16 protein-coding genes and 2 tRNA genes are annotated in these 20,972 nt (G+C 60.0%); 2 read left to right on the top strand and 16 right to left on the bottom strand.

Features of this window, described 5'->3' with window-relative positions:
* Positions 1-201: 201 nt before the first annotated feature.
* The 5 genes from asd to leuC form a co-directional block, all read right to left on the bottom strand.
* The gene (asd, locus tag ACLD1Y_RS23215) at positions 202-1,314 is read right to left on the bottom strand and encodes an aspartate-semialdehyde dehydrogenase (RefSeq protein ID WP_159958745.1); all 1,113 of its coding nucleotides are present in this window, start codon (positions 1,312-1,314) and stop codon (positions 202-204) included.
* Between the two features lie 64 nt (positions 1,315-1,378).
* A complete protein-coding gene (leuB, locus tag ACLD1Y_RS23210) occupies positions 1,379-2,461 on the bottom strand; it encodes a 3-isopropylmalate dehydrogenase (RefSeq protein WP_429480131.1) in 1,083 nt (360 codons plus the stop codon).
* A gap of 53 nt (positions 2,462-2,514) precedes the next feature.
* Complete coding sequence (locus tag ACLD1Y_RS23205) at positions 2,515-3,279, bottom strand: class I SAM-dependent methyltransferase (RefSeq protein WP_429480130.1); 765 nt, start codon at positions 3,277-3,279, stop codon at positions 2,515-2,517.
* A gap of 136 nt (positions 3,280-3,415) precedes the next feature.
* Positions 3,416-4,060, bottom strand: coding sequence for a 3-isopropylmalate dehydratase small subunit (leuD, locus tag ACLD1Y_RS23200; RefSeq protein WP_010209061.1), 645 nt, complete (start codon positions 4,058-4,060; stop codon positions 3,416-3,418).
* A gap of 10 nt (positions 4,061-4,070) precedes the next feature.
* Positions 4,071-5,489, bottom strand: coding sequence for a 3-isopropylmalate dehydratase large subunit (gene leuC / locus ACLD1Y_RS23195; RefSeq protein WP_429480129.1), 1,419 nt, complete (start codon positions 5,487-5,489; stop codon positions 4,071-4,073).
* Between the two features lie 140 nt (positions 5,490-5,629).
* Between leuC and ACLD1Y_RS23190 the strand changes: the two genes are divergently transcribed.
* Together ACLD1Y_RS23190 and ACLD1Y_RS23185 are read left to right on the top strand one after the other, a co-directional pair.
* Positions 5,630-6,520 carry a LysR family transcriptional regulator gene (locus tag ACLD1Y_RS23190; RefSeq protein WP_429480128.1) on the top strand — a complete coding sequence of 297 codons (891 nt, stop codon included), beginning with the start codon at positions 5,630-5,632 and terminating at the stop codon, positions 6,518-6,520.
* 66 nt (positions 6,521-6,586) lie between these two features.
* Positions 6,587-9,865: an EAL domain-containing protein gene (locus ACLD1Y_RS23185; RefSeq protein WP_429480127.1), complete on the top strand. Its 3,279-nt coding sequence runs from the start codon at positions 6,587-6,589 to the stop codon at positions 9,863-9,865.
* Positions 9,866-9,867: 2 nt separating this feature from the next.
* Here ACLD1Y_RS23185 and ACLD1Y_RS23180 read toward each other — a convergent pair whose 3' ends face one another.
* From ACLD1Y_RS23180 to ACLD1Y_RS23130, 11 genes are all read right to left on the bottom strand, one after another.
* Positions 9,868-11,139, bottom strand: coding sequence for a hypothetical protein (locus ACLD1Y_RS23180; RefSeq protein ID WP_429480126.1), 1,272 nt, complete (start codon positions 11,137-11,139; stop codon positions 9,868-9,870).
* Positions 11,140-11,242: 103 nt separating this feature from the next.
* Positions 11,243-12,187, bottom strand: a complete 945-nt coding sequence (locus tag ACLD1Y_RS23175) for a hypothetical protein (RefSeq protein ID WP_429480125.1) — start codon at positions 12,185-12,187, stop codon at positions 11,243-11,245.
* An 89-nt stretch (positions 12,188-12,276) separates the two neighbouring features.
* Positions 12,277-12,747, bottom strand: coding sequence for a hypothetical protein (locus ACLD1Y_RS23170; protein ID WP_429480124.1), 471 nt, complete (start codon positions 12,745-12,747; stop codon positions 12,277-12,279).
* Positions 12,748-14,304: 1,557 nt separating this feature from the next.
* Entirely contained in the window at positions 14,305-15,270 is a 966-nt protein-coding gene (locus ACLD1Y_RS23165; RefSeq protein WP_429480123.1) for a tRNA dihydrouridine synthase, read from the bottom strand.
* Positions 15,271-15,325: 55 nt separating this feature from the next.
* Positions 15,326-15,760 (bottom strand): acyl-CoA thioesterase, encoded by a 435-nt coding sequence (locus tag ACLD1Y_RS23160; RefSeq protein ID WP_429480122.1) that lies wholly within the window; start codon positions 15,758-15,760, stop codon positions 15,326-15,328.
* Between the two features lie 38 nt (positions 15,761-15,798).
* On the bottom strand, positions 15,799-16,632 hold the full coding sequence (locus ACLD1Y_RS23155) for an alpha/beta hydrolase (protein WP_429480121.1): 834 nt from the start codon (positions 16,630-16,632) through the stop codon (positions 15,799-15,801).
* Positions 16,633-16,647: 15 nt separating this feature from the next.
* Positions 16,648-17,187: a TetR/AcrR family transcriptional regulator gene (locus tag ACLD1Y_RS23150; RefSeq protein ID WP_135291017.1), complete on the bottom strand. Its 540-nt coding sequence runs from the start codon at positions 17,185-17,187 to the stop codon at positions 16,648-16,650.
* A 182-nt stretch (positions 17,188-17,369) separates the two neighbouring features.
* A tRNA-Glu gene (locus tag ACLD1Y_RS23145) sits at positions 17,370-17,445 on the bottom strand.
* Between the two features lie 79 nt (positions 17,446-17,524).
* A tRNA-Ala gene (locus ACLD1Y_RS23140) sits at positions 17,525-17,600 on the bottom strand.
* Positions 17,601-17,747: 147 nt separating this feature from the next.
* Entirely contained in the window at positions 17,748-19,229 is a 1,482-nt protein-coding gene (gene gltX / locus ACLD1Y_RS23135; protein WP_429480120.1) for a glutamate--tRNA ligase, read from the bottom strand.
* Positions 19,230-19,328: 99 nt separating this feature from the next.
* On the bottom strand, positions 19,329-20,948 hold the full coding sequence (locus tag ACLD1Y_RS23130) for an alpha/beta fold hydrolase (protein ID WP_429480119.1): 1,620 nt from the start codon (positions 20,946-20,948) through the stop codon (positions 19,329-19,331).
* Between the last annotated feature and the right edge of the window lie 24 nt (positions 20,949-20,972).

Below are 20,972 nucleotides of genomic sequence, written 5' to 3'. Positions count from 1 at the left end.
GGGTGACGGGGTAATTGGGCCAGTTTTTGTGGTGAAGCTGATGGCCTCTTCGCGAGCAAGCCCGCTCCCACATTTGATTGCATTTCAACTGGAGAACCTCGGTCAAATGTGGGAGGGGGCTTGCCCCCGATGAGGCCCGAAGGCACAACAAAAAACCCGCGCCTGTCACCAGTCGCGGGTTCTCTGTATTGCCTCAAGCGATCAACGCTCCAGCAAGATCCGCAGCATGCGGCGCAACGGCTCAGCCGCGCCCCACAGCAGTTGGTCGCCAACCGTGAACGCACCGAGGAACTGGCTGCCCATGTTCAGCTTGCGCAGACGGCCGACCGGCACGTTCAGGGTGCCGGTGACCTTGGTCGGGCTCAGCTCCTGCATGCTGATATCGCGGTTGTTCGGCACCAGCTTGACCCACGGGTTGTGGGAGCTGATCAACGACTCGATATCGGCGATCGGCACGTCTTTGTTCAACTTGATGGTCAGCGCCTGGCTGTGGCAGCGCATGGCGCCGATACGTACGCAGATACCGTCCACCGGGATCGGGCTCTTGAAGCGACCGAGGATCTTGTTGGTCTCGGCCTGGGCCTTCCACTCTTCGCGGCTCTGGCCGTTCGGCAGCTCTTTGTCGATCCATGGGATCAGGCTACCGGCCAACGGCACGCCGAAGTTCTCGGTCGGGTAGGCATCGCTGCGCATGGCTTCGGCCACGCGGCGGTCGATGTCGAGGATCGCGCTGGCCGGGTCGGCCAGTTGATCGGCGACGGCCGCGTGGGTCGCGCCCATCTGCTTGATCAGCTCACGCATGTTCTGCGCGCCAGCACCGGAGGCCGCCTGATAGGTCATGGCGCTCATCCACTCCACCAGGCCAGCCTCGAACAGGCCACCCAGGCCCATCAGCATCAGGCTGACGGTGCAGTTGCCGCCGACGTAGTTCTTGGTACCGGCATCCAACTGCTGGTCGATGACCTTGCGGTTCACCGGGTCCAGGATGATGACGGCGTCGTCCTGCATGCGCAGGCTCGATGCCGCGTCGATCCAGTAACCCTGCCAGCCCGCTTCACGCAGTTTGGGGAAGACTTCACTGGTGTAGTCGCCACCCTGACAGGTCACGATCACGTCGAGGGTCTTCAACTCTTCAATGCTGTAGGCGTCCTTGAGCGGGGCAATATCCTTGCCCACGGACGGCCCTTGGCCACCAACGTTCGAAGTGGTGAAAAACACCGGCTCAATAAGATCGAAATCCTGCTCTTCCAGCATCCGCTGCATGAGCACGGAACCGACCATACCGCGCCAACCGATCAGACCTACACGTTTCATCGCAACTACACCTTGTTAAAAAGTGGGCCGCCTTGCAGCAACAACTGCAAGCGGGCCCGAGAGATTACAGATTCTGCAGCGCGGCGACTACTGCGTCGCCCATTTCTTGCGTACCGACCTTGGAGCAACCCTGCGACCAGATGTCGCCGGTGCGCAAACCCTGGTCCAGCACCAGGCTGACGGCTTTTTCGATGGCGTCTGCTGCATCACCCAGGTTGAAGCTGTAGCGCAGCATCATCGACACCGACAAAATCGTCGCCAACGGGTTGGCAATGCCCTGGCCCGCAATATCCGGTGCCGAGCCGTGGCAAGGCTCGTACATGCCCTTGTTGTTGGTGTCCAGGGACGCCGACGGCAGCATGCCGATGGAGCCGGTGAGCATCGAGGCCTGGTCGGACAGGATGTCGCCGAACAGGTTGTCGGTGACGATCACGTCGAACTGCTTTGGCGCACGCACCAGCTGCATGGCGGCGTTGTCGACGTACATGTGGCTCAGTTCAACGTCCGGGTAGTCCTTGGCCACTTCTTCGACGATCTCGCGCCACAGTTGGCTGGAGGCCAGTACGTTGGCCTTATCGACCGAGCAAACCTTCTTGCCACGCACGCGGGCCATGTCGAAACCGACGCGGGCGATACGGCGGATTTCACTCTCGCTATAAGGCAGGGTGTCGTAGGCCTGGCGCTCGCCGTTTTCCAGCTCACGCACGCCACGTGGCGAGCCGAAGTAGATACCGCCGGTCAGCTCACGCACGATGAGGATGTCCAGGCCCGCGACCACTTCCGGCTTGAGGCTCGATGCATCGGCCAGTTGCGGGTAGAGGATCGCCGGGCGCAGGTTGCCGAACAGGCCCAGTTGGGCGCGGATTTTCAGCAGGCCGCGCTCAGGGCGGATGTCACGCTCGATCTTGTCCCATTTCGGGCCACCCACGGCGCCCAGCAGCACGGCGTCGGCCGCGCGTGCACGCTCCAGGGTTTCATCAGCCAGCGGTACGCCGTGCTTGTCGATGGCCGCGCCGCCGATCACGTCGTGGCTCAGCTCGAAGCCCAGGCTGTACTTGGTGTTGGCCACTTCCAGGACCTTGACCGCCTCGGCCATGATTTCCGGACCAATACCGTCGCCAGGGAGAATCAGAATCTGCTTGCTCATAGGTTCCTCATTTCATCAAGCGACCTGCCCGCAGGCAGGTCGGGAAAATTTGATCAGCGTTCAGCGAAGACCACCAGCACGTCGGTGCTGAAAGTGCCGTCGGCTTGAATCTCGTAATAGTCGCGCACTTCCTGGCCCATCGCCTGTTGCAACGCAAGAATTGCAGCGCGCAACACCTCGGGCGTGCGCATGCGCTCGACCCACGAGGTGTACTCCAGGCGCAGACGTTGGCGGCTGCTGGTGCGCACATGCAAACCCGACTCGCTGAGCTGCTGCATCCATTCGGCGGCCGAGTAATCGCGTACGTGGCTGGTGTCGCGCAGCACTTCGACGGTTTGCAGGTAAGTGTCCAACAACGGGCTGCCCGGTGACAACACATCCACGAAGGCCACCACGCCACCCGGCTTGAGCACACGGCGCACTTCGCGCAAGGCCAGGCCCAGGTCGCTCCAGTGGTGGGCCGAATAGCGGCTGAACACGAAGTCGAACTCACCATCGGCGAACGGCAGGCGTTCGGCGGCGCCGTGCACGGTGCGGATGTTGCCCAGGCCACGTTCGCTTGCGGCGGCCGCGACGACATCGAGCATCTGTTGGGACAGATCGTAGGCCACCACTTCTTTAACCAGCGGCGCTACATGGAAGCTCACATGACCGGCGCCGCAGCCCAAGTCCAGCAGTCGCGCACCGCCCTGCCCTGCCAGTTCGGCCTGCAGCAGCGCGAATTCGGTGCCTTGGGCGTGCACGGCACTGCTCAGGTAGGCCGAGGCTTGCTCGCCGAATTGTTTTTGCACGACTTGGGTGTGGGCGGTGCTGGTCATGGTGGTTTTCCTTGGCACTTGTGGTGTTTGTGCTGCCGTCTTCGCGAGCAAGCCCGCTCCCACATTTGAAGGTATTCGCAATTCAAAATGTGGGAGCGGGCTTGCTCGCGAAGGGGCCAGTCCTGCTTACATCAAATCAGGCATCGCGAAACAACCAAGGCTGACTCGCCCGGTGCTTGGCCTCAAACGCGGCAATCGCATCACCGTCCTGCAAGGTCAGGCCAATATCGTCCAGACCATTGATCAGGCAGTGCTTACGGAACGCATCCACCTCAAAGTGATACACCTTTCCATCCGGACGGGTCACGGTCTGCGCGGCCAGGTCGACGGTCAGTTGGTAGCCTTCTTCGGCTTCCACCTGCTTGAACAACTCGTCCACTTCTTCGTCGGTCAAGATGATCGGCAACAAACCGTTCTTGAAGCTGTTGTTGAAGAAGATGTCGGCATAGCTCGGCGCGATGATGCTGCGAAAGCCATATTCTTCCAGGGCCCACGGCGCGTGTTCACGGCTGGAACCGCAACCGAAGTTCTCCCGGGCCAGCAGCACGCTGGCGCCTTGGTAACGTTCGGCGTTAAGCACAAAGTCTTTGTTCAGCGGGCGCTTGGAGTTGTCCTGGTAGGCGTAGCCCACGTCCAGGTAGCGCCACTCGTCGAACAGGTTCGGGCCGAAACCGGTGCGTTTGATCGACTTCAAGAATTGCTTGGGGATGATCTGGTCGGTGTCCACGTTGGCACGGTCCAACGGCGCGACTAAACCTGTGTGTTGTGTAAAAGCACGCATCGGGTATTCCTCAGATCAATTCGCGAACGTCGATGAAACGACCGTTGACGGCAGCCGCAGCGGCCATGGCCGGGCTGACCAGATGGGTACGCCCACCAGCGCCCTGGCGCCCTTCGAAGTTACGGTTGGAGGTGGACGCGCAATGCTCGCCCGACTCCAGGCGGTCCGGGTTCATCGCCAGGCACATCGAGCAGCCCGGCTCACGCCATTCAAAGCCGGCTTCGAGGAAGATCTTGTCCAGGCCTTCGGCTTCGGCTTGCGCTTTGACCAGGCCCGAACCCGGTACCACGATGGCTTGCTTGATGGTCGAGGCGACCTTGCGGCCCTTGGCGATCACCGCCGCCGCACGCAGGTCTTCGATCCGCGAGTTGGTGCAGGAACCGATAAACACGCGATCCAACTGAATGTCGGTGATCGCCTGGTTGGCGTGCAAGCCCATGTACTTCAAGGCGCGCTCGATGGAACCGCGCTTGACCAAGTCGGCTTCCTTGGCCGGGTCCGGCACGTTTTGGTCAACGGCCAAGACCATTTCCGGCGAAGTGCCCCAGCTGACTTGCGGCTTGATCTGGGCAGCGTCGAGTTCGACCACGGTGTCGAATACTGCATCGGCGTCAGAGACCAGATCTTTCCAGGCTTCCACCGCGGCATCCCAATCGGCGCCTTGCGGCGCGAATGGGCGGCCCTTGACGTATTCAACGGTCTTGTCGTCCGCCGCCACCATGCCCACGCGGGCACCGGCTTCGATGGACATATTGCAGATGGTCATGCGGCCTTCGATGGACAGGTCGCGAATGGCGCTACCAGCGAACTCGATGGCATGGCCATTACCGCCGGCGGTGCCGATCTTGCCGATCACGGCGAGGACGATGTCCTTGGCGGTCACGCCAAACGGCAACGTGCCTTCGACCGACACCAGCATGTTCTTCATTTTCTTGGCGACCAGGCACTGGGTGGCGAACACATGTTCCACCTCGGAGGTGCCGATGCCGTGGGCCAAGGCGCCGAAAGCACCGTGGGTCGAAGTGTGCGAGTCGCCGCAAACCACGGTCATACCGGGCAATGTAGCGCCCTGCTCCGGGCCGATCACGTGAACGATCCCTTGACGCACGTCATTCATCTTGAATTCGGTGATGCCATATTCGTCGCAGTAGTCGTCGAGGGTCTGTACTTGCAGACGCGACACGGTGTCGACGATGGCGTCGATGCCGCCCTTGCGCTCAGGGGTGGTCGGTACGTTGTGGTCTGGTGTGGCAATGATGGAATCGACACGCCAAGGCTTGCGCCCGGCCAGACGCAGGCCTTCGAACGCTTGGGGCGAGGTCACTTCATGGATGATGTGACGGTCGATATAAATCAGCGACGAGCCATCGTCGCGCCGTTTCACTTCATGGGAATCCCAAAGCTTGTCGTAAAGCGTTTTGCCGGCCATCAGTCGGTCCTCATCATCGGTCTTTCTATGCCCCGGGCATTTCAATAACCCTTTGGCTTGTGAGGCTGATGGTATGGCGCTACATTAAATAACTCAAATTCATATTTTTCATGCTTTGGATTACCAACTGGAATACCACAATGGACTTGGCCAACCTCAATGCTTTTATTGCCATCGCCGAGACCGGCAGCTTCTCCGGCGCAGGCGAGCGCCTGCACTTGACTCAACCAGCCATCAGCAAGCGCATCGCTGGCTTGGAGCAGCAATTGAAGGTGCGCCTGTTTGATCGTCTGGGCCGTGAAGTCGGCTTGACCGAGGCCGGGCGCGCCCTGCTGCCTCGGGCTTATCAGATTCTGAACGTGCTGGACGACACCCGTCGCGCCCTCACCAACCTCACCGGCGAAGTCAGCGGGCGCCTTACACTGGCCACCAGCCACCATATCGGCCTGCATCGCCTGCCGCCGATCCTGCGCACGTTTACCCGGGAATACCCCAACGTTGCGTTGGATATTCAGTTCCTCGATTCGGAAGTGGCCTACGAAGAAATCCTCCACGGCCGCGCCGAAGTGGCGGTGATCACCCTGGCCCCCGACCCTCACAACCTGGTGCGCGCCACCCCGGTATGGGATGACCCGCTGGATTTTGTGGTGGCACCCGAGCACAGCCTGACCCTCAATGGCACCGTCACACTGGCCGATATTGCCGGGCACCCAGCCGTTTTCCCTGGGGGAAACACCTTTACCCACCATATTGTCAGCCGACTGTTCGAAGCCCAGGGCCTCACACCAAACATCGCGATGAGCACTAATTACTTGGAAACTATCAAGATGATGGTGTCTATCGGCCTGGCCTGGAGCGTGTTGCCGCGCACCATGCTCGATGACCAGGTGGCAAGTATCGCTTTGCCGGGCATACAGCTCAGTCGCCAGCTAGGCTATATCGTGCACACCGAAAGGACGCTGTCGAATGCTGCGCGGGCCTTCATGAGCCTATTGGATGCACAGGTCGATCTGCCAGGGATACCGGCATGAAGCTGTGCGGCCTCAAGGTCTGAATAAAACCGCGCCTTACGCCCATCGAGCCAAGGCCCTTTGATAATGCGCAACCCCGTCGATTCCGTGCCACCGCTGCCCCGCATTTACGCCTTGGACCCCCAAGAGGCGGAACAAAGCTGGGACAGCGCCCCACAACTGCTGGCAGCCCTCAACGCGGCCCGCCTGGGCGCATGGTGCTGGGAAATCGACAGCGGCAGCATCAGCTGGTCGCGGGGCACCCAGGCACTGTTCGGCTTTGACCCGCGCCAACCGTTACCCAAAGACCTGGACTACCTCGACCTGCTGGCCCCGGCCGATCGCGCTCGCGTGGTACGGGCGTTTCACGCGGTGCTGGCAGGCGAGCCGTTCGAACAGGCGATGCGCCATCGCATCCAGTGGCCGGATGGCACCTATCACTGGCTGGAAATCAACGGCAGCCTGGCGCCCGACAAGTCCGGCAGGCGCCGAATGATCGGGGTGATCCGCGAGATCACCCACCAGCGCGAGCGGGAAAACGCCCTTGGCCACTCCGAAAAACGCTTCGCCACGCTGTTCCACCTGTGCCCGAACATGGTGCTGCTGACGCGCCAGGCTGATGGGCTGATCAGCGAGGCCAACCAGTATTTCGAGATCCACTTCGGTTGGCCCGTGGCCGACGCCATCGGCCGTACCACCCTGGACCTGGGCCTGTGGCGCCACCCCGAGCAACGCGCGCAACTGGTCAAGGCCACCCAGCGCAAGGGCGAGCCGATCACCATGGAGGTGCAGTTTTGCGCCAGCAACGGTCAAATCCACGATGGCACCCTCAGCGCACAGAAGGTCGAGCTGGAAGGCGAGGCTTACCTGATCAGCACGTTCCTCGACACCACCGAGCGCAAGAATGCCGAGCAAGCCCTCAAGGACAGCCAGGAGCGCCTCGACCTGGCGCTGGACTCCGCACAACTGGGCACCTGGGACTGGCACATTCCCACCGGCATGCTCTACGGCTCGGCCCGCGCAGCGCAATTGCACGGTTTGCCGGCCGAGCCCTTCCATGAGTCTTTCGATGCCTTCTTCGAGGGCATGCCCAATGAAGAGCGCGACAACATGCGTAACGCCTATCGCACCTTGCGCGAAGGCCCGGCCGGCAACTACCAACTGACCTACCGCGTGCTCATGGAAGACGGCAGCTCCCGCTACCTGGAAAGCCGCGCGCGCTTGTACCGCGACGAGCACGGCGCGCCACTGCGCATGGCCGGCACGCTGCTGGACATCACCGACCAGGTGGAGCGAGAGCAACGCCTCACCGCCTCCGAAGAAAAATTCGCCAGCCTGTTCCAGGCCAGCCCCGACCCCATCTGCGTCACCTGCCTGGACAGCGGTGCCTTTATCGAGATCAACCCGGCCTTTACCCAGACCTTTGGCTGGACCGCCGCCGAGGTCATCGACAAAAGCGCCGAGCAGATCGGCCTGTGGGATGAGTCAAGCAAGCGCCTGCAACGCATTGAGCGGGTGATCCGCGATCAGGCCCTGAGCAATGTGGCCATCGTGGTGCATCACAAAGCAGGCCAAAGCCTGACCTGCGTAATTTCCAGCCGTTTGATAAAGGTGGGCGACCAGCCGTGCATCGTCACGACGCTGCGGGATATCACCCAACAGCAACGCTCGGAAGCGGCGTTGAAGGCCAGTGAAGAGAAGTTCGCCAAGGCTTTCCATTCCAGCCCGGACGCGATCTCCATCACCGAACGCGACACGGGCCGCTATGTGGAGGTCAACGACGGCTTCTGCCGCTTGACCGGCTATCGCGCCGAAGAAGCCATTGGCCTGACGCTATACCAGATCGGCATCTGGGCCGATGAAAACCAGCGCGCCGCGTTGCTGGCCGAGTTGCAGATCAAGGGTCGCATTCACCATCTGGAAATGCTCTGGCACAACAAACGCGGCGAAGTGCTGGCGGTGGAAGTGTCGGTGGAGCCCATCACCCTCAACGAAACCCCCTGCCTGCTGCTGACGGCGCGGGACGTGAGCCTGCTGAAAAATGCCCAGGCCCAGATCCGCCACCTGGCCTACCACGACCCCCTGACCAACCTGCCCAACCGCGCCCTGCTGATGGACCGCCTGAGCCAGCAGATCGCCCTGCTCAAGCGCCACAACCTGCGGGGTGCGCTGCTGTTTCTGGACCTCGACCACTTCAAGCACATCAACGATTCCCTCGGCCACCCGGTGGGCGACACCGTGCTGAAAATAGTCACTGCACGCCTGGAGGCCAGCGTGCGCATGGAAGACACGGTGGCGCGCCTGGGTGGCGACGAGTTTGTGGTGTTGCTCAGCGGGCTGGAGGGCTCGCGCACCGAGGTCAGCGGCCAGGTGCAGGAACTGGCCGACACCCTGCGCGAACTGCTGTCGGAGCCGATGTTTTTGGATGGCCATCGCTTGCAGGTCACCCCCAGCATCGGCGTGGCGCTGATCCCGGATCACGGCTCCACCCCAGCCGACTTGCTCAAGCGTGCCGATATCGCGCTGTATCGCGCCAAGGATTCAGGGCGCAACACCACGCAGATGTTCCACAACAGCATGCAAAAAACCGCCAGCGAACGCCTGCGCATGGAAACCGACCTGCGCCTGGCCTTGTCGCGCGGCGAGTTCAGCGTGCATTACCAGCCCCAGGTGGACGCGCGCGGCAACAAGATTGTCGGCGCCGAGGCCCTGGTGCGCTGGCAGCACCCGCAACTGGGCGCTCAGTCGCCGACTGAATTTATCAAAGTATTGGAGGACAGCGGCCTGATCCTGGAAGTGGGCACCTGGATTCTTGATGAAGCCTGCGCCGCCTTCGAGCAGCTTATCGGCGATGGCCTGGTGGACCCGCTGAATTTCAGCCTGTGCGTGAATATCAGCCCCCGGCAGTTCCGCCAGAACGATTTCGTGGAGCGAGTGGAGCGCAGCCTCAAGCAACATTCGCTGCCCTACAGCCTGCTGAAACTGGAAATCACCGAAGGCATCGTGATCCAGAACCTGGATGACACCATCAGCAAAATGCGCCGCCTGAAAAAGCTCGGCATCAGCTTTGCCATGGATGACTTTGGCACGGGTTACTCATCACTGACCTACCTCAAGCGCCTGCCGGTGGATGCGCTGAAGATCGACCAATCCTTTGTGCGTGACGCGACCCACGACCCCAACGACGCCGAAATCATCCGCGCCATCGTGGCCATGGCCCGCAGCCTGAACCTGGAGGTGATCGCCGAAGGCGTGGAAACCCCGGAACAACTGGCGTTCCTGCAGAAGCTGGGGTGCCATTTGTTCCAGGGGTATTTGCACAGCCGACCTTTGCCGATTGAGGGGTTCAGGCAATTGCTGGGGTGACCTTACGCCAACCTCAGCGCACGAAGACCGGTGCGCATCCAGTGAGATACGCCAAGGGTGTGCTTTTGTCCGTAATAGTCCAACTCACCGCCCACCACAGCAACTGAATGACCGCTGTCTGCCAGGGTGCCTATCGCACCGCTCGCCAACTCATCAACCGTGCTGTCACGCAGGTAGCCATATAGGCCCAGTCGCCGAAGCGCTTCGCCAGGGTGCTCGCCATCGTTGAGGGTTTCCAGGGCCGCGGCGTAGCTTTGCCGGCCACGAAAGTCGTTGTTCTCCCACTGTGCGCGCTTGGCGCTGACGGCGTAGAGGAAATTGGCGTAGTCCAGCAAGTGCGGGTGAGTACCGCGAAAGCCCGACGCGGCAGCGGCCTGGCGCACTTCATCATGGGTCAACTGCACCCGGAATGAATCGCGCATAAGCACCTCAAATCCCTGCTCGCTAACCTGGATATGCTTGTAGATCCCCTTGGGGTCTTGTCCGAACCGGACAATGGCCGCCTTGATCGCCGAGACCGTCACGCAATTGCTTTCCACCCCTTGGTAAAACCCCTCCCAGATCCAGGCAGGGTCGGTTTTCGCCGCGACATGCGCCACTGCCCAGCCATCGCTGCGGGGCAACTGCTTGTCATTGAACAACACGTACCCATAGCCCCGGTCCACGTTTCGCTGCTCGCCGTAGTTATGCATGAGACCCTCATGCACCAGCGCCGCTCCACGATTATGGGTCTCCAGCACGCCAACGGCGCCCCTGCCCATCATTTCACTCACTGGCACGAAGCTGGAAAGACCGAATACCCCCATCCCCTGCAAACAGCGTTGGGCCGTTTCCCCCTCGATGGTCCTGGCCAAGGCCTCCCCAAATGTCGAATACCCCCCGGTGAGTTGTTTGCGCTTTACAAAGGCGGCAAACACCAGGTTGGCATTGGCGAGCGAGGCGCTGTCTTGAGCACTAAACCTGGATGCCCAAGCCGCCTGGCGCAACTCCTGACCAGACAACAGAACCTTGAACTCGTCTTTCATGGTGATGGAATAACCATCACCGGACAGTTTGATCTGATCGAACATATCAGCAGGCCGTGGACCGAACGCCATCATCATCATTTTGATGACGGAGGCGTGGGTGCTGCAGTCAAAACTTTCACCAAATCGCCTCGGGGAGGCATCGAATGCATGAATGGGATTGGCCGTGGGCGGTGCACCGGCCGGGTAGAAAAATTCAGTTTGAGGGGGCGCTGCAAAGGCAGTACGCCCTGTGGTCGAGATACTCATCGGGTTGGCTCCTACTTCTTCGAAACATGCAACCAGGCCCTCCCCGTCGTATCGATGTATCGATGATTTCAACGCTCCTGGCTGCATGGCTGTCACTCCCTCATCAAACTAGGGCGATGGCATCCCCTCGCGTGGGCGCTGAACCTTGCTTGCCCCACAATTCTTCGCGGCCATTGATCACCGCCACCGAATGCCCGGTTCGGTTGCACATACCGAGCTGACCTTTTGCGAGCTCTCGCACATTGACGCTCCGCATATGCTTCCTCAACCCTAAACGCAAGAAGCCTTCACCAGGACCACGCTCGTCCTCCCCATCGTTCAAACTGCGAACACCGGCCTCATAGCTCCTGCCCGCCGAACCATCGTTATTTTCCATGTGCGCACGCTTGGCGCTGACGGCGAAAAGGAATTGCGCGTCCTTGAGCATGCCTGCGTCAGGGCCAATAAATTTTGAGCCGCGCGCGCCCACCGCCAACTCACGGTCGGTCAAGGTCAAAACGTAATCATCGCGCATGGTCACTCGATAGCTACTATCGAGCCGCTGCACCTCCTTGAAAATGTCCGTGGGGCTCTGGCCAAATTTATACATGGCGGCCTTGATGGCTGACACCGTCACACAGTTGCCGTCTGGACCTTGACGGAATCCACTCCAGATATTTGCGGGTTTGGCACCATTACGCTTGTTCGACAGGCCGGGAATATTGACCGGAATATCAGGCTTCGGAGGTGCGGGCTCCGGCACAACTTGCGGTTTGATCTCGGGCTTGGGAGGAACATCAGGCACCACCTTGTTTTGTTTATCCGAGATCAGATTGATCAGTTGGGTAAAAAATGAAGTGAACAACCCGAACAGGGTATTGAGTGCGGCCGAGTTATCACCGACCGACGCGGCACGTTTCGGGACCGCTACTGGCGCCTTTGCATCAAAGCTTATCTGCGCCTGGCTGCTGACAGATAGGGCTTCATTGGATGCCTGCGTGGCGTTCAACTCCAGTGTCTGACGCACATCCACCACACGCGCAACGTTTTTAATCAAACAACACGACATACAAATCTCCTTGATTCAGCACCTCTGCGAACGTGACATCCAGAGAGGTGCTGCCTTTATCAACACAATGGATAGTGGGAATCAGAGCCTCAGGTTCTTAGCCATGTCCGCGGGTTGAAACCTCGATCATTGCGCCCCATTCGATGGTCTACCGGGCCGGGGCTGGTCAAGTCAGGCTCAGGTGTTGGCAGTACGCCCGGCTTTGGAGTGGTGTCGGGTGTTGGCAGTACGCCCGGTTTGGTATCGGGTTGCGGCACGACTGCCGGCGCTGGCTGTGGCGTCACGCCAGGCTTTGGAGTGGTGTCGGGTGTGGGCAGTACGCCCGGTTTGGTATCGGGTTGCGGTACGACTGCCGGCGCTGGCTGTGGCGTCACGCCAGGCTTTGGAGTGGTGTCGGGTGTGGGCAGTACGCCCGGCTTGGTATCGGGTTGCGGTACGACTGCCGGCGCTGGCTGTGGCGTCACGCCAGGCTTTGGAGTGGTGTCGGGTGTGGGCAGTACGCCCGGTTTGGTATCGGGTTGCGGTACGACTGCCGGCGCAGGCTTTGGCGTCACGCTCATATCCGGTGTAACCCCTGGCTTAACGCCTTTGTCATGATCAGCTTTTTTGTCGGGACAATGACAGTGGTTGATGTTTACTTCGACCTTGACTGGCGTATTCGCGTCGTTAGTCACATTGACAACAGGCTTGGGTACCGCCGGCTTCACTTGCGGTTGTGGGTTCGCATCTGGCTTCACTTGCGGTTGTAGGTCCGCATCTGGCCTCACTCGCGGTTGTGGGTTCGCATCTGGCTTCACTTGCGGTTGTGGGTTCGCATCTGGCTTCACTTGCGGTTGTGGGTCCGCATCTGGCTTCACTCGCGGTTGTGGGTTCGCATCTGGCTTCACTTGCGGTTGTGGGTTCGCATCTGGCTTCACTTGCGGTTGTGGGTTCGCATCTGGCTTCACTTGCGGTTGTGGGCCCGCATCTGGCTTCACTCGCGGTTGTGGGTTCGCATCTGGCTTCACTTGCGGTTGTGGGCCCGCATCTGGCTTCACTTGCGGTTGTGGGCCCGCATCTGGCTTCACTTGCGGTTGTGGGTTCGCATCTGGCTTCACTTGCGGTTGTGGGTTCGCATCTGGCTTCACTCGCGGTTGTGGGCCCGCATCTGGCTTCACTTGCGGTTGTGGGTTCGCATCTGGCTTCACTTTCGGCATTTTTTCAGGGTTGGGCGTTACATCAGGGGTTATATTCTTTCCAGCGAACATCTCCCGCATGGTTTTGAACACCAACTCAAGCATGTCAAATAACTTGGTAAATGCACTGGAGTTGAACATCATCTCTCCTTGCGGAACCCGGTCGTTGTCATTACGCACCGGAATGGGACTGCCTCCCGAACTCGAAGAAGATGAAACTTGACTGGCTTTCACGGGTGCGACCGGCGAAGCCGGCCTTTCCATAGGCGACGTATCAGTGTTTACAAAGGACGGTTTATTAATCGACAGCGACATTTATAAGTTCCTTAAATCAGCGCGACCCGACTCCGTTAAATGGCCAGGACAGCAATAGTCTTAATGAGCAAAAAACAACAAGGTTGCGTGACAACCGATACTTTCGTGGAACGCTGGGCTATCGAGTTCCAGAAATCGCGCGTCATATAAGGAAACCAAACGACATTTTCAGACTTTGCCCCATAGCTTTCCATAGAAAGCCTTGAATCAAGGCGCCGAGGCCGATCCGGGCTGGAAATACACGCTCATACACAGCACAACAAGCAACTCACCGAGATAATTTAAAGTTCCACGCGCTTAACCATTCTGGTATTTCGCGCCCGCAGAAATACCACCAAACTTTCCATCCCCACCCACAATTAACATACGGTTATAAAACACGAGCTTTTACAGATAAATTTTCTCATGCTCACATTTAAACCACAGCTCTCGCTTTATTTCCGACCCCCATCAAAACACTGTCACCTTCACCACACGCCCATTACACAGCGAACAATATCGACATTTAACGCCCCCCCCATAAACGCAAAATGCCCCACATCGGAGGATGCGGAGCATTTAGTTGAAACATAAAACTGACTTACCCTTCATCACCACGCCTTTCAATAGGCGCTCAAGTATTTCAACTCACGACGCACCTGGCTGTGGAGGCGCCATCCCCAACAATCGACCGACTTGCTCCAATGCAGTCTCCCGACGCAGCGCGGTAAACAATTCCACCGCTTCCGGGTAATTGCGCGTCAGCATCGCCAGCCACTGTTTCAAGCGTCCCGGCGCCTGCTTTTCAGTCAATTGCGCGACCGACTGAGCCCAGAAGTCCTGGAGCATGGGCTGCATCTGCGCCCACGTCATTTCCACCACGTCTTCGCCCGCCCTAGCGGCGGCGATCTGCCGCGCCAAATCGGGACGCGCCACCAGGCCACGGCCGAGCATGATGTGTTCGGCGCCACTGACTTCACGGCAACGCTTCCAGTCTTCGACACTCCAGATATCGCCATTGGCAAATACCGGCACCTTGACCACATCCTGCACACGCGGAATCCACTCCCAATGCGCCGGCGGCTTGTAGCCATCGGTCTTGGTGCGCGCATGCACCACGATATGCGCAGCGCCACCTTCGGCCAGGGCCGTGGCGCATACCAGAGCGCCATCCGGGCTATCGAAGCCCAGGCGCATCTTGGCAGTCACCGGGATATGGGCCGGCACGGCGCGGCGCACATGCTCGACGATCTGGTTGAGCAACTCCGGCTCCTTGAGCAACACCGCGCCGCCACGGGACTTGTTGACGGTCTTGGCTGGGCAGCCGAAGTTGAGGTCGATCACCTGCGAGCCCAACTCACAGGCCAGGGCGGCGTTTTCCGCCAGGCACACTGGGTCGGAGCCGAGCAATTGGACACGCAAGGGTACGCCCGCAGCGGTGTGGGCACCGTGCAGCAGTTCCGGGGCGAGCTTGTGAAAATAGGCTGGGGTCAGCAGGCGGTCATTAACGCGGATAAATTCGGTCACGCACCAGTCAATACCGCCCACGCGGGTCAGTACGTCCCGCAGGATGTTGTCGACCAACCCCTCCATGGGCGCCAAAGCAATTTGCATGGAAAACACTCAACAAAAATCGTGGCGCAGTTTACTGGGTTTCCTACGGCAACCGTTAACCCCCTGTCAGGGCGGGGCCATAACCGTCGAGGAACTTCGCAGGCATGCGCTTGGGCTTGCCGGTGGACAGCTCGATGCAGACGAAGGTGGTTTGCGCCCGCAGCAGGGTCGCGCCATCGCGCGGGCGGAACAGCTGGAACCGCCGGGTCATTTTCAGGCGCTGGTCCCAATCGACGATCCAGGTGGCCAGTTGCAGCTCGTCGCCCTCGTAACCGGCCGCCAGGTAATCGATCTCGTGGCGCACCACGGCCATGGCGCGGTCCAGGCGGCGGTACTCGGTGAGGTCTAGCCCCAGGCGCTGGGAATGGCGCCAGGCGCAGCGTTCGAGCCAGGACACATACACCGCGTTATTGGCGTGACCCAGGCCGTCGATATCCTCAGCGGCGACCTGCAGGTCGATGATAAACGGCGTTGCCAAATCCCAGCCCATGCCTTGCTCCAGTCAATTAATGTCGGCGGGGCAGTGTATCAGGCAGTTTGCCGCGCCTGTAGACGACGACCTGCCAGCAATGCCAGCACGCCATCGATCACCCGCGGATCGGCCAGCACTTTCTGATGACCGCCCTGCTCAAGGCGCAGCAGGCGACTGTCGAACCAAGCTTCATGGATGGCCTGGGAGGCTTTGACGGGGACGAAGGTGTCATCTTCGGCATGGACGATCAGGCCGGGCATAGGCATTTGATAGTGGGCCACGTCCAGATGCTTGAGCGGCATGCCGAAGCTGTGTTCGACCTCTTGGATAAACGCCGAGCGCGCCCGCGCCGGTAGCCCGACCATCTTGGTAAAGCCACGCAGTACATCCAGGAAGCGCGACGGCGCAGCGATACTCACCAGGGCCTCGGTGCGCAACCCCAACTGCACTGCCAGCATCGCACTGGCGCCGCCCATGGAGTGACCGATCACCGCATGCAATGGGGGCAACTCGGCCGCCGCTTCCAGCATGGCACGGGCGAACAGCAGCACATGGGCTTCACGCCCCGGCGAGCGGCCGTGGGCAGGGCCGTCCAAGGCGATCACCGAATACCCGTTATCGACCAGCGCCGTGATCAGGCTGGCGAACTGGGTGGGCCGCCCTTCCCAACCGTGCATCAGCAGCACCGTCGGCCCCTGGCCCCAGCGCAGGGCCGACAAGCCGAAGCGCAGGGTGATGCGCTCCGATTGGGCCAGCAGCGGCAGCTCCCAGTCACGGGGCGGAAGGTCTCGCGGAGTCATGAACGCACGGCGCATCTTGTTGGCGACCGCTTGCGGTGCGAGGTGTCCCAGGGTGCCGTTGAAACGCCGAATCCAGGTTAACGTGCCCATTCTGCCAGCCCTCTCCTAGCGCACGGCCGACTTGGCGGCACGCAGTACACGGTCAGACAATTCACCTGGCCCCAAGGCGCGGGCCAGGGCCAGGCCACCGATCATCAGCGCCATGTCAGCCAGCGCTTTGTCAGTGTCTTCAGGCGTGGCGGCCAACTGGGCAGCCATCAATTCACAATGCTCATTCAGCGCCTGGCGAAATTCATCCGGCAGGCGGGCCATCTCGCCGACAGTGGCCGGGATCGGGCAGGCCTGGGCCGTGGAGTCGCGGTGCTTGCGCGACAGGTAAAACGCCGCCACCAGGCTTCTGCGCTCCTCACCGGTGAGTTGTGCATCCATGTCGTCAATCGATGCGCGACGCTTGGCCAGCAGCTGCGTGAACGCCTCCAGCATCAACGCATCCTTGCTCTCAAAGTGCGCGTAGAAACCACCGACAGTCAGCCCCGCCGCGCCCATGACTTCGCCCACACTCGGTTCAGCCGGGCCGCGCTGGATCAACGCGGCGCTGGCGGCCTGCAAAATGCGTTCGCGGGTTTGTGCTTTTTTATCGCTCATCAAAGCCTCCGGTTCTCATGGGTTGAATATTATTACCATAATAATATTTGGCAAGCGACAGGCATGACCATTGGTCAGAAGGGATAAAGGGAATGGAAGAGAGGATTGGCCAAACGCCAGACAAACAAAAGGGCCATTCAATAATTGAATGACCCTTAAAAATCCCGCAGAGCGGGTAATCGTGGCGTCCCCTAGGGGACTCGAACCCCTGTTACCGCCGTGAAAGGGCGGTGTCCTAGGCCACTAGACGAAGGGGACACAAACCTTCTATACAACTGATCAGCGCTGAGAACTGATCGATTCAAGGACGGTGTGGCCAGACCTTGAACCTGTAAATTGGTGGAGCTAAACGGGATCGAACCGTTGACCTCTTGCATGCCATGCAAGCGCTCTCCCAGCTGAGCTATAGCCCCTCATCGGTGAGGACGGGGCGAATCTTAATGGCGGTTTGGAAGTGTGTCAAATTTATTTTCAACAATTTCCAAATTTTTTTGCCGGGATAACAATCACTTACCGTCGAAACCCCGGAAAACCGGGGTTTCGTCGCTGCAGCAGCCTGCTTAAGCGATAGCGCCCAGCAGCTTTTCCCACTCTTTGTTTTCTTTCTTCGACACACCACCAAGCAAATCAAGGGCTTGGCGCAGACGGAAACGGGTCAGGTCCGGACCGAGAATTTCCATCGCATCGAGTACCGACACCGAACTGGCCTGCCCGGTGATCGCAGCAAACATCAGCGGCATGGCATCGCGCAATTTCAGCTCCAGAGAGTCCACCACCGCCTGGATCGTCGCGGTGATCGCGTCCTTCTCCCACTGGCGCAGGCTTTCCAGCTTCCACAGGATTAACTGCATCAACTGGCGCACCTGGTCGCCCGAGAGCTTCTTGGACTCGAACAGCTTGGCATCCGGGTTCACGCCCCCGGCAAAGAAGAAGCTGGCCAACGGTGCGACCTGGCTGAACGTCTCCACCCTGCCCTGCACCAGCGGCGCGATTTTCATCATGTACTCAGGGTTCAACGCCCACTGCTGCACGCGGCTGGCGAATTCTTCCACCGGCAGGTCACGCAGCCACTGGCCGTTGAGCCACGACAGCTTCTCGATATCGAAGATCGGCCCACCCAGGGACACGCGGGACAAGTCGAAGTTATCGACCATTTCCTGCAACGAGAACTTCTCGCGCTCATCCGGCATCGACCAGCCCATGCGGCCCAGGTAGTTGAGCATCGCTTCGGGCATAAAGCCCATGCGCTCGTAGAACGTCACCGAGGTCGGGTTCTTGCGCTTGGACAACTTGCTCTTGTCCGGGTTACGCAGCAGCGGCATGTAGCACAACTGCGGTTGTTCCCAGCCGAAGTACTCGTAGAGCAGGATCAGTTTCGGCGCCGATGGCAACCACTCTTCGCCACGCAGGACGTGGGTGATGCCCATCAGGTGGTCATCGACCACGTTGGCCAGGAAGTACGTCGGCAGGCCGTCGGTCTTCATCAACACTTGCATGTCCATGCGGTCCCACGGGATCTCGACGTCACCACGCAGCATGTCCGGTACCACGCACACGCCTTCGCTCGGCACTTTCATGCGGATCACATGGGGTTCACCGGCAGCCAGGCGCTGGGCCACTTCTTCTTTCGACAGCAGCAGTGCGCGGCCGTCGTAGCGCGGGGTTTCGCCGCGGGCCATTTGATCGGCACGCATCTGGTCCAGCTCTTCGGCAGTGCAGAAGCAGGGGAACGCATGACCCATGTCCACCAATTGCTGGGTGTACTGCTTGTAGATGTCGCTGCGCTCGCTCTGGCGATACGGGCCGTGGGGGCCGCCGACATCCGGGCCTTCAGCCCAGGTAATGCCCAACCAACGCAGGGCATCGAAAATCTGCTGCTCCGACTCACGGGTGGAGCGCAGTTGGTCGGTGTCTTCGATCCGCAGGATGAATTCACCACCGTGCTGCTTGGCAAAGCAGTAGTTGAACAAGGCGATGTAGGCAGTACCTACGTGGGGATCCCCAGTAGGCGATGGCGCGATGCGCGTGCGGACGGTGGTCATGGCGGGTCTCGAATGGGCAATAAAACTGGAATTGAAACAAGGCGCGAATGGTAACAGCCCAAGGCCCCCAGGCTCCAGCATGGGGCTTATGCGCGCCGTTCAATTCGCCGCAGGACAAACCGTCAGGCGCTCAGGCTTTCGACCATAGGCCAGGTATTCACCCACCTTGGGGGTGACGCAGGCGTCGTACCCACTAAAAGAGGCACCGTGCTGGTACGCACCTTCGAGCACAATCAAGTGGGCATTGGGCACGCTCTCAAAAGCCCGCAGGGCTCCCGCTTTGGGCGTATGGTCATCATATTCGGCCTGCACCATCACAATGCTATCAACCCGCCTTAAATGGCGCAGCGCAATGCCCGATGGTTGTGTACCCGCCCAGGCGGAGCAGTGCCTGGCATAGAAATAGCTGCCGCCAACAGGATAACGAGAGGCGTACAGCGTTTCTTTTCCGGTCCAGAACGCCCCATCCGAGGATGCCGTGTCGTTGCATAACACCGTGCTTCGCACGGAGACCTCAGGTGTAAGCCGCAGCGGGCCGGGAGGGATGCCATTCCATAGGGCAGGTCGACGCCTGGCGCCCAGCAAACTGGCAAATGCCTGCCTCGCCGCCTGAGCGACTCCAGCGTCCGGGCTGAATCGGAAGGTACTGGCCATCGCCATCAGCTTGGCATCATCTATGCCCGGCCAGACGAGCAGCCACTCGCTGAGCGTCCGCGCGGCGAGCAGATAGTCAGGAGAGCTGTAAAAATCATTATCGGAACGCAGGGCGATCCTGACTTCAGGCAACAGCTCCAGAAATATTTCACGAATGGCCCAAGGATCATCGCCCATTCGATAAACCGACGGATCAGCGGCAGCACGTGCGGCGACAAAGCGCTCGAACACCCTCTCCTTCTCCGGAGCAATGCTCAAACTGGCGGCTTGAAAAGTCGATGTCCACTCCACATTCGAGTCCAGCACCATGCGTCCGACCCGCTCGGGAAACAGACCGCCATACCAGGCCCCCAACCAGGTACCGTAGGAGTTGCCGAAGTAATTGAGCTTGTCTTCTTTGAGCTGAACACGCACAAACTCCATGTCCCGCGCCGTTTGATCAGTATTGATATAGGGCGCCAGCCGCTGACTGGCACAACCACGCGCCAGCACCCCGGCGTTATGCTGCAAGGCAGCAAAATTGGCGGGCGATTGGTCTTCGGAGATATCGTTTTGCGCAACGATCACTTCATCGGACTCACACACCAACTGCGAGTCTTCACGACTGCCTAGCCCTCGAGGCGAAATCCCAATGACGTCATAGGCGTCCACCAGGTCTCGAAAGGACTCACCCCCAGGCACCTCACCGAACCCCTTCCAAATTGAAGCCAGCGCCACAGTGAACGTATCACCACCGATCGCACCTGGCCCCCCTGGGTTGGTAAACACCGCCCCCTCGCGTTTTTCCGGCTGTCGAGCCCTGACGCGGGTGATGTCCAGGGCCAGGGTGCCCGCCATCGGGTTCAAGTGATCCATCGGCACCGTTGCGATACCGCACTGGGTCCTGGCAAACACTTCTGGGTCCAGGCCGTCCGCAGGAATAGACGCACACGTCGGTAGCCACTTGACCCCAAGCCCTGTGGGCTGATGCATGCCAATGCAACCGCCCAGGGTCAAAAGAAACGCACTGGCGACACCGACGCGCCCTCCTGCCAGAACCCATGCAATCACTGCGTTGCTCATCATTTGCTTGCCCTTGCGCGGCCCGAA

This window comes from Pseudomonas sp. 18175, assembly GCF_050432925.1.
Lineage (GTDB): Bacteria > Pseudomonadota > Gammaproteobacteria > Pseudomonadales > Pseudomonadaceae > Aquipseudomonas.
The sequence above is the reverse complement of the archived record's forward strand: the minus strand, read 5'-3'. Positions and strand labels throughout refer to the sequence as shown.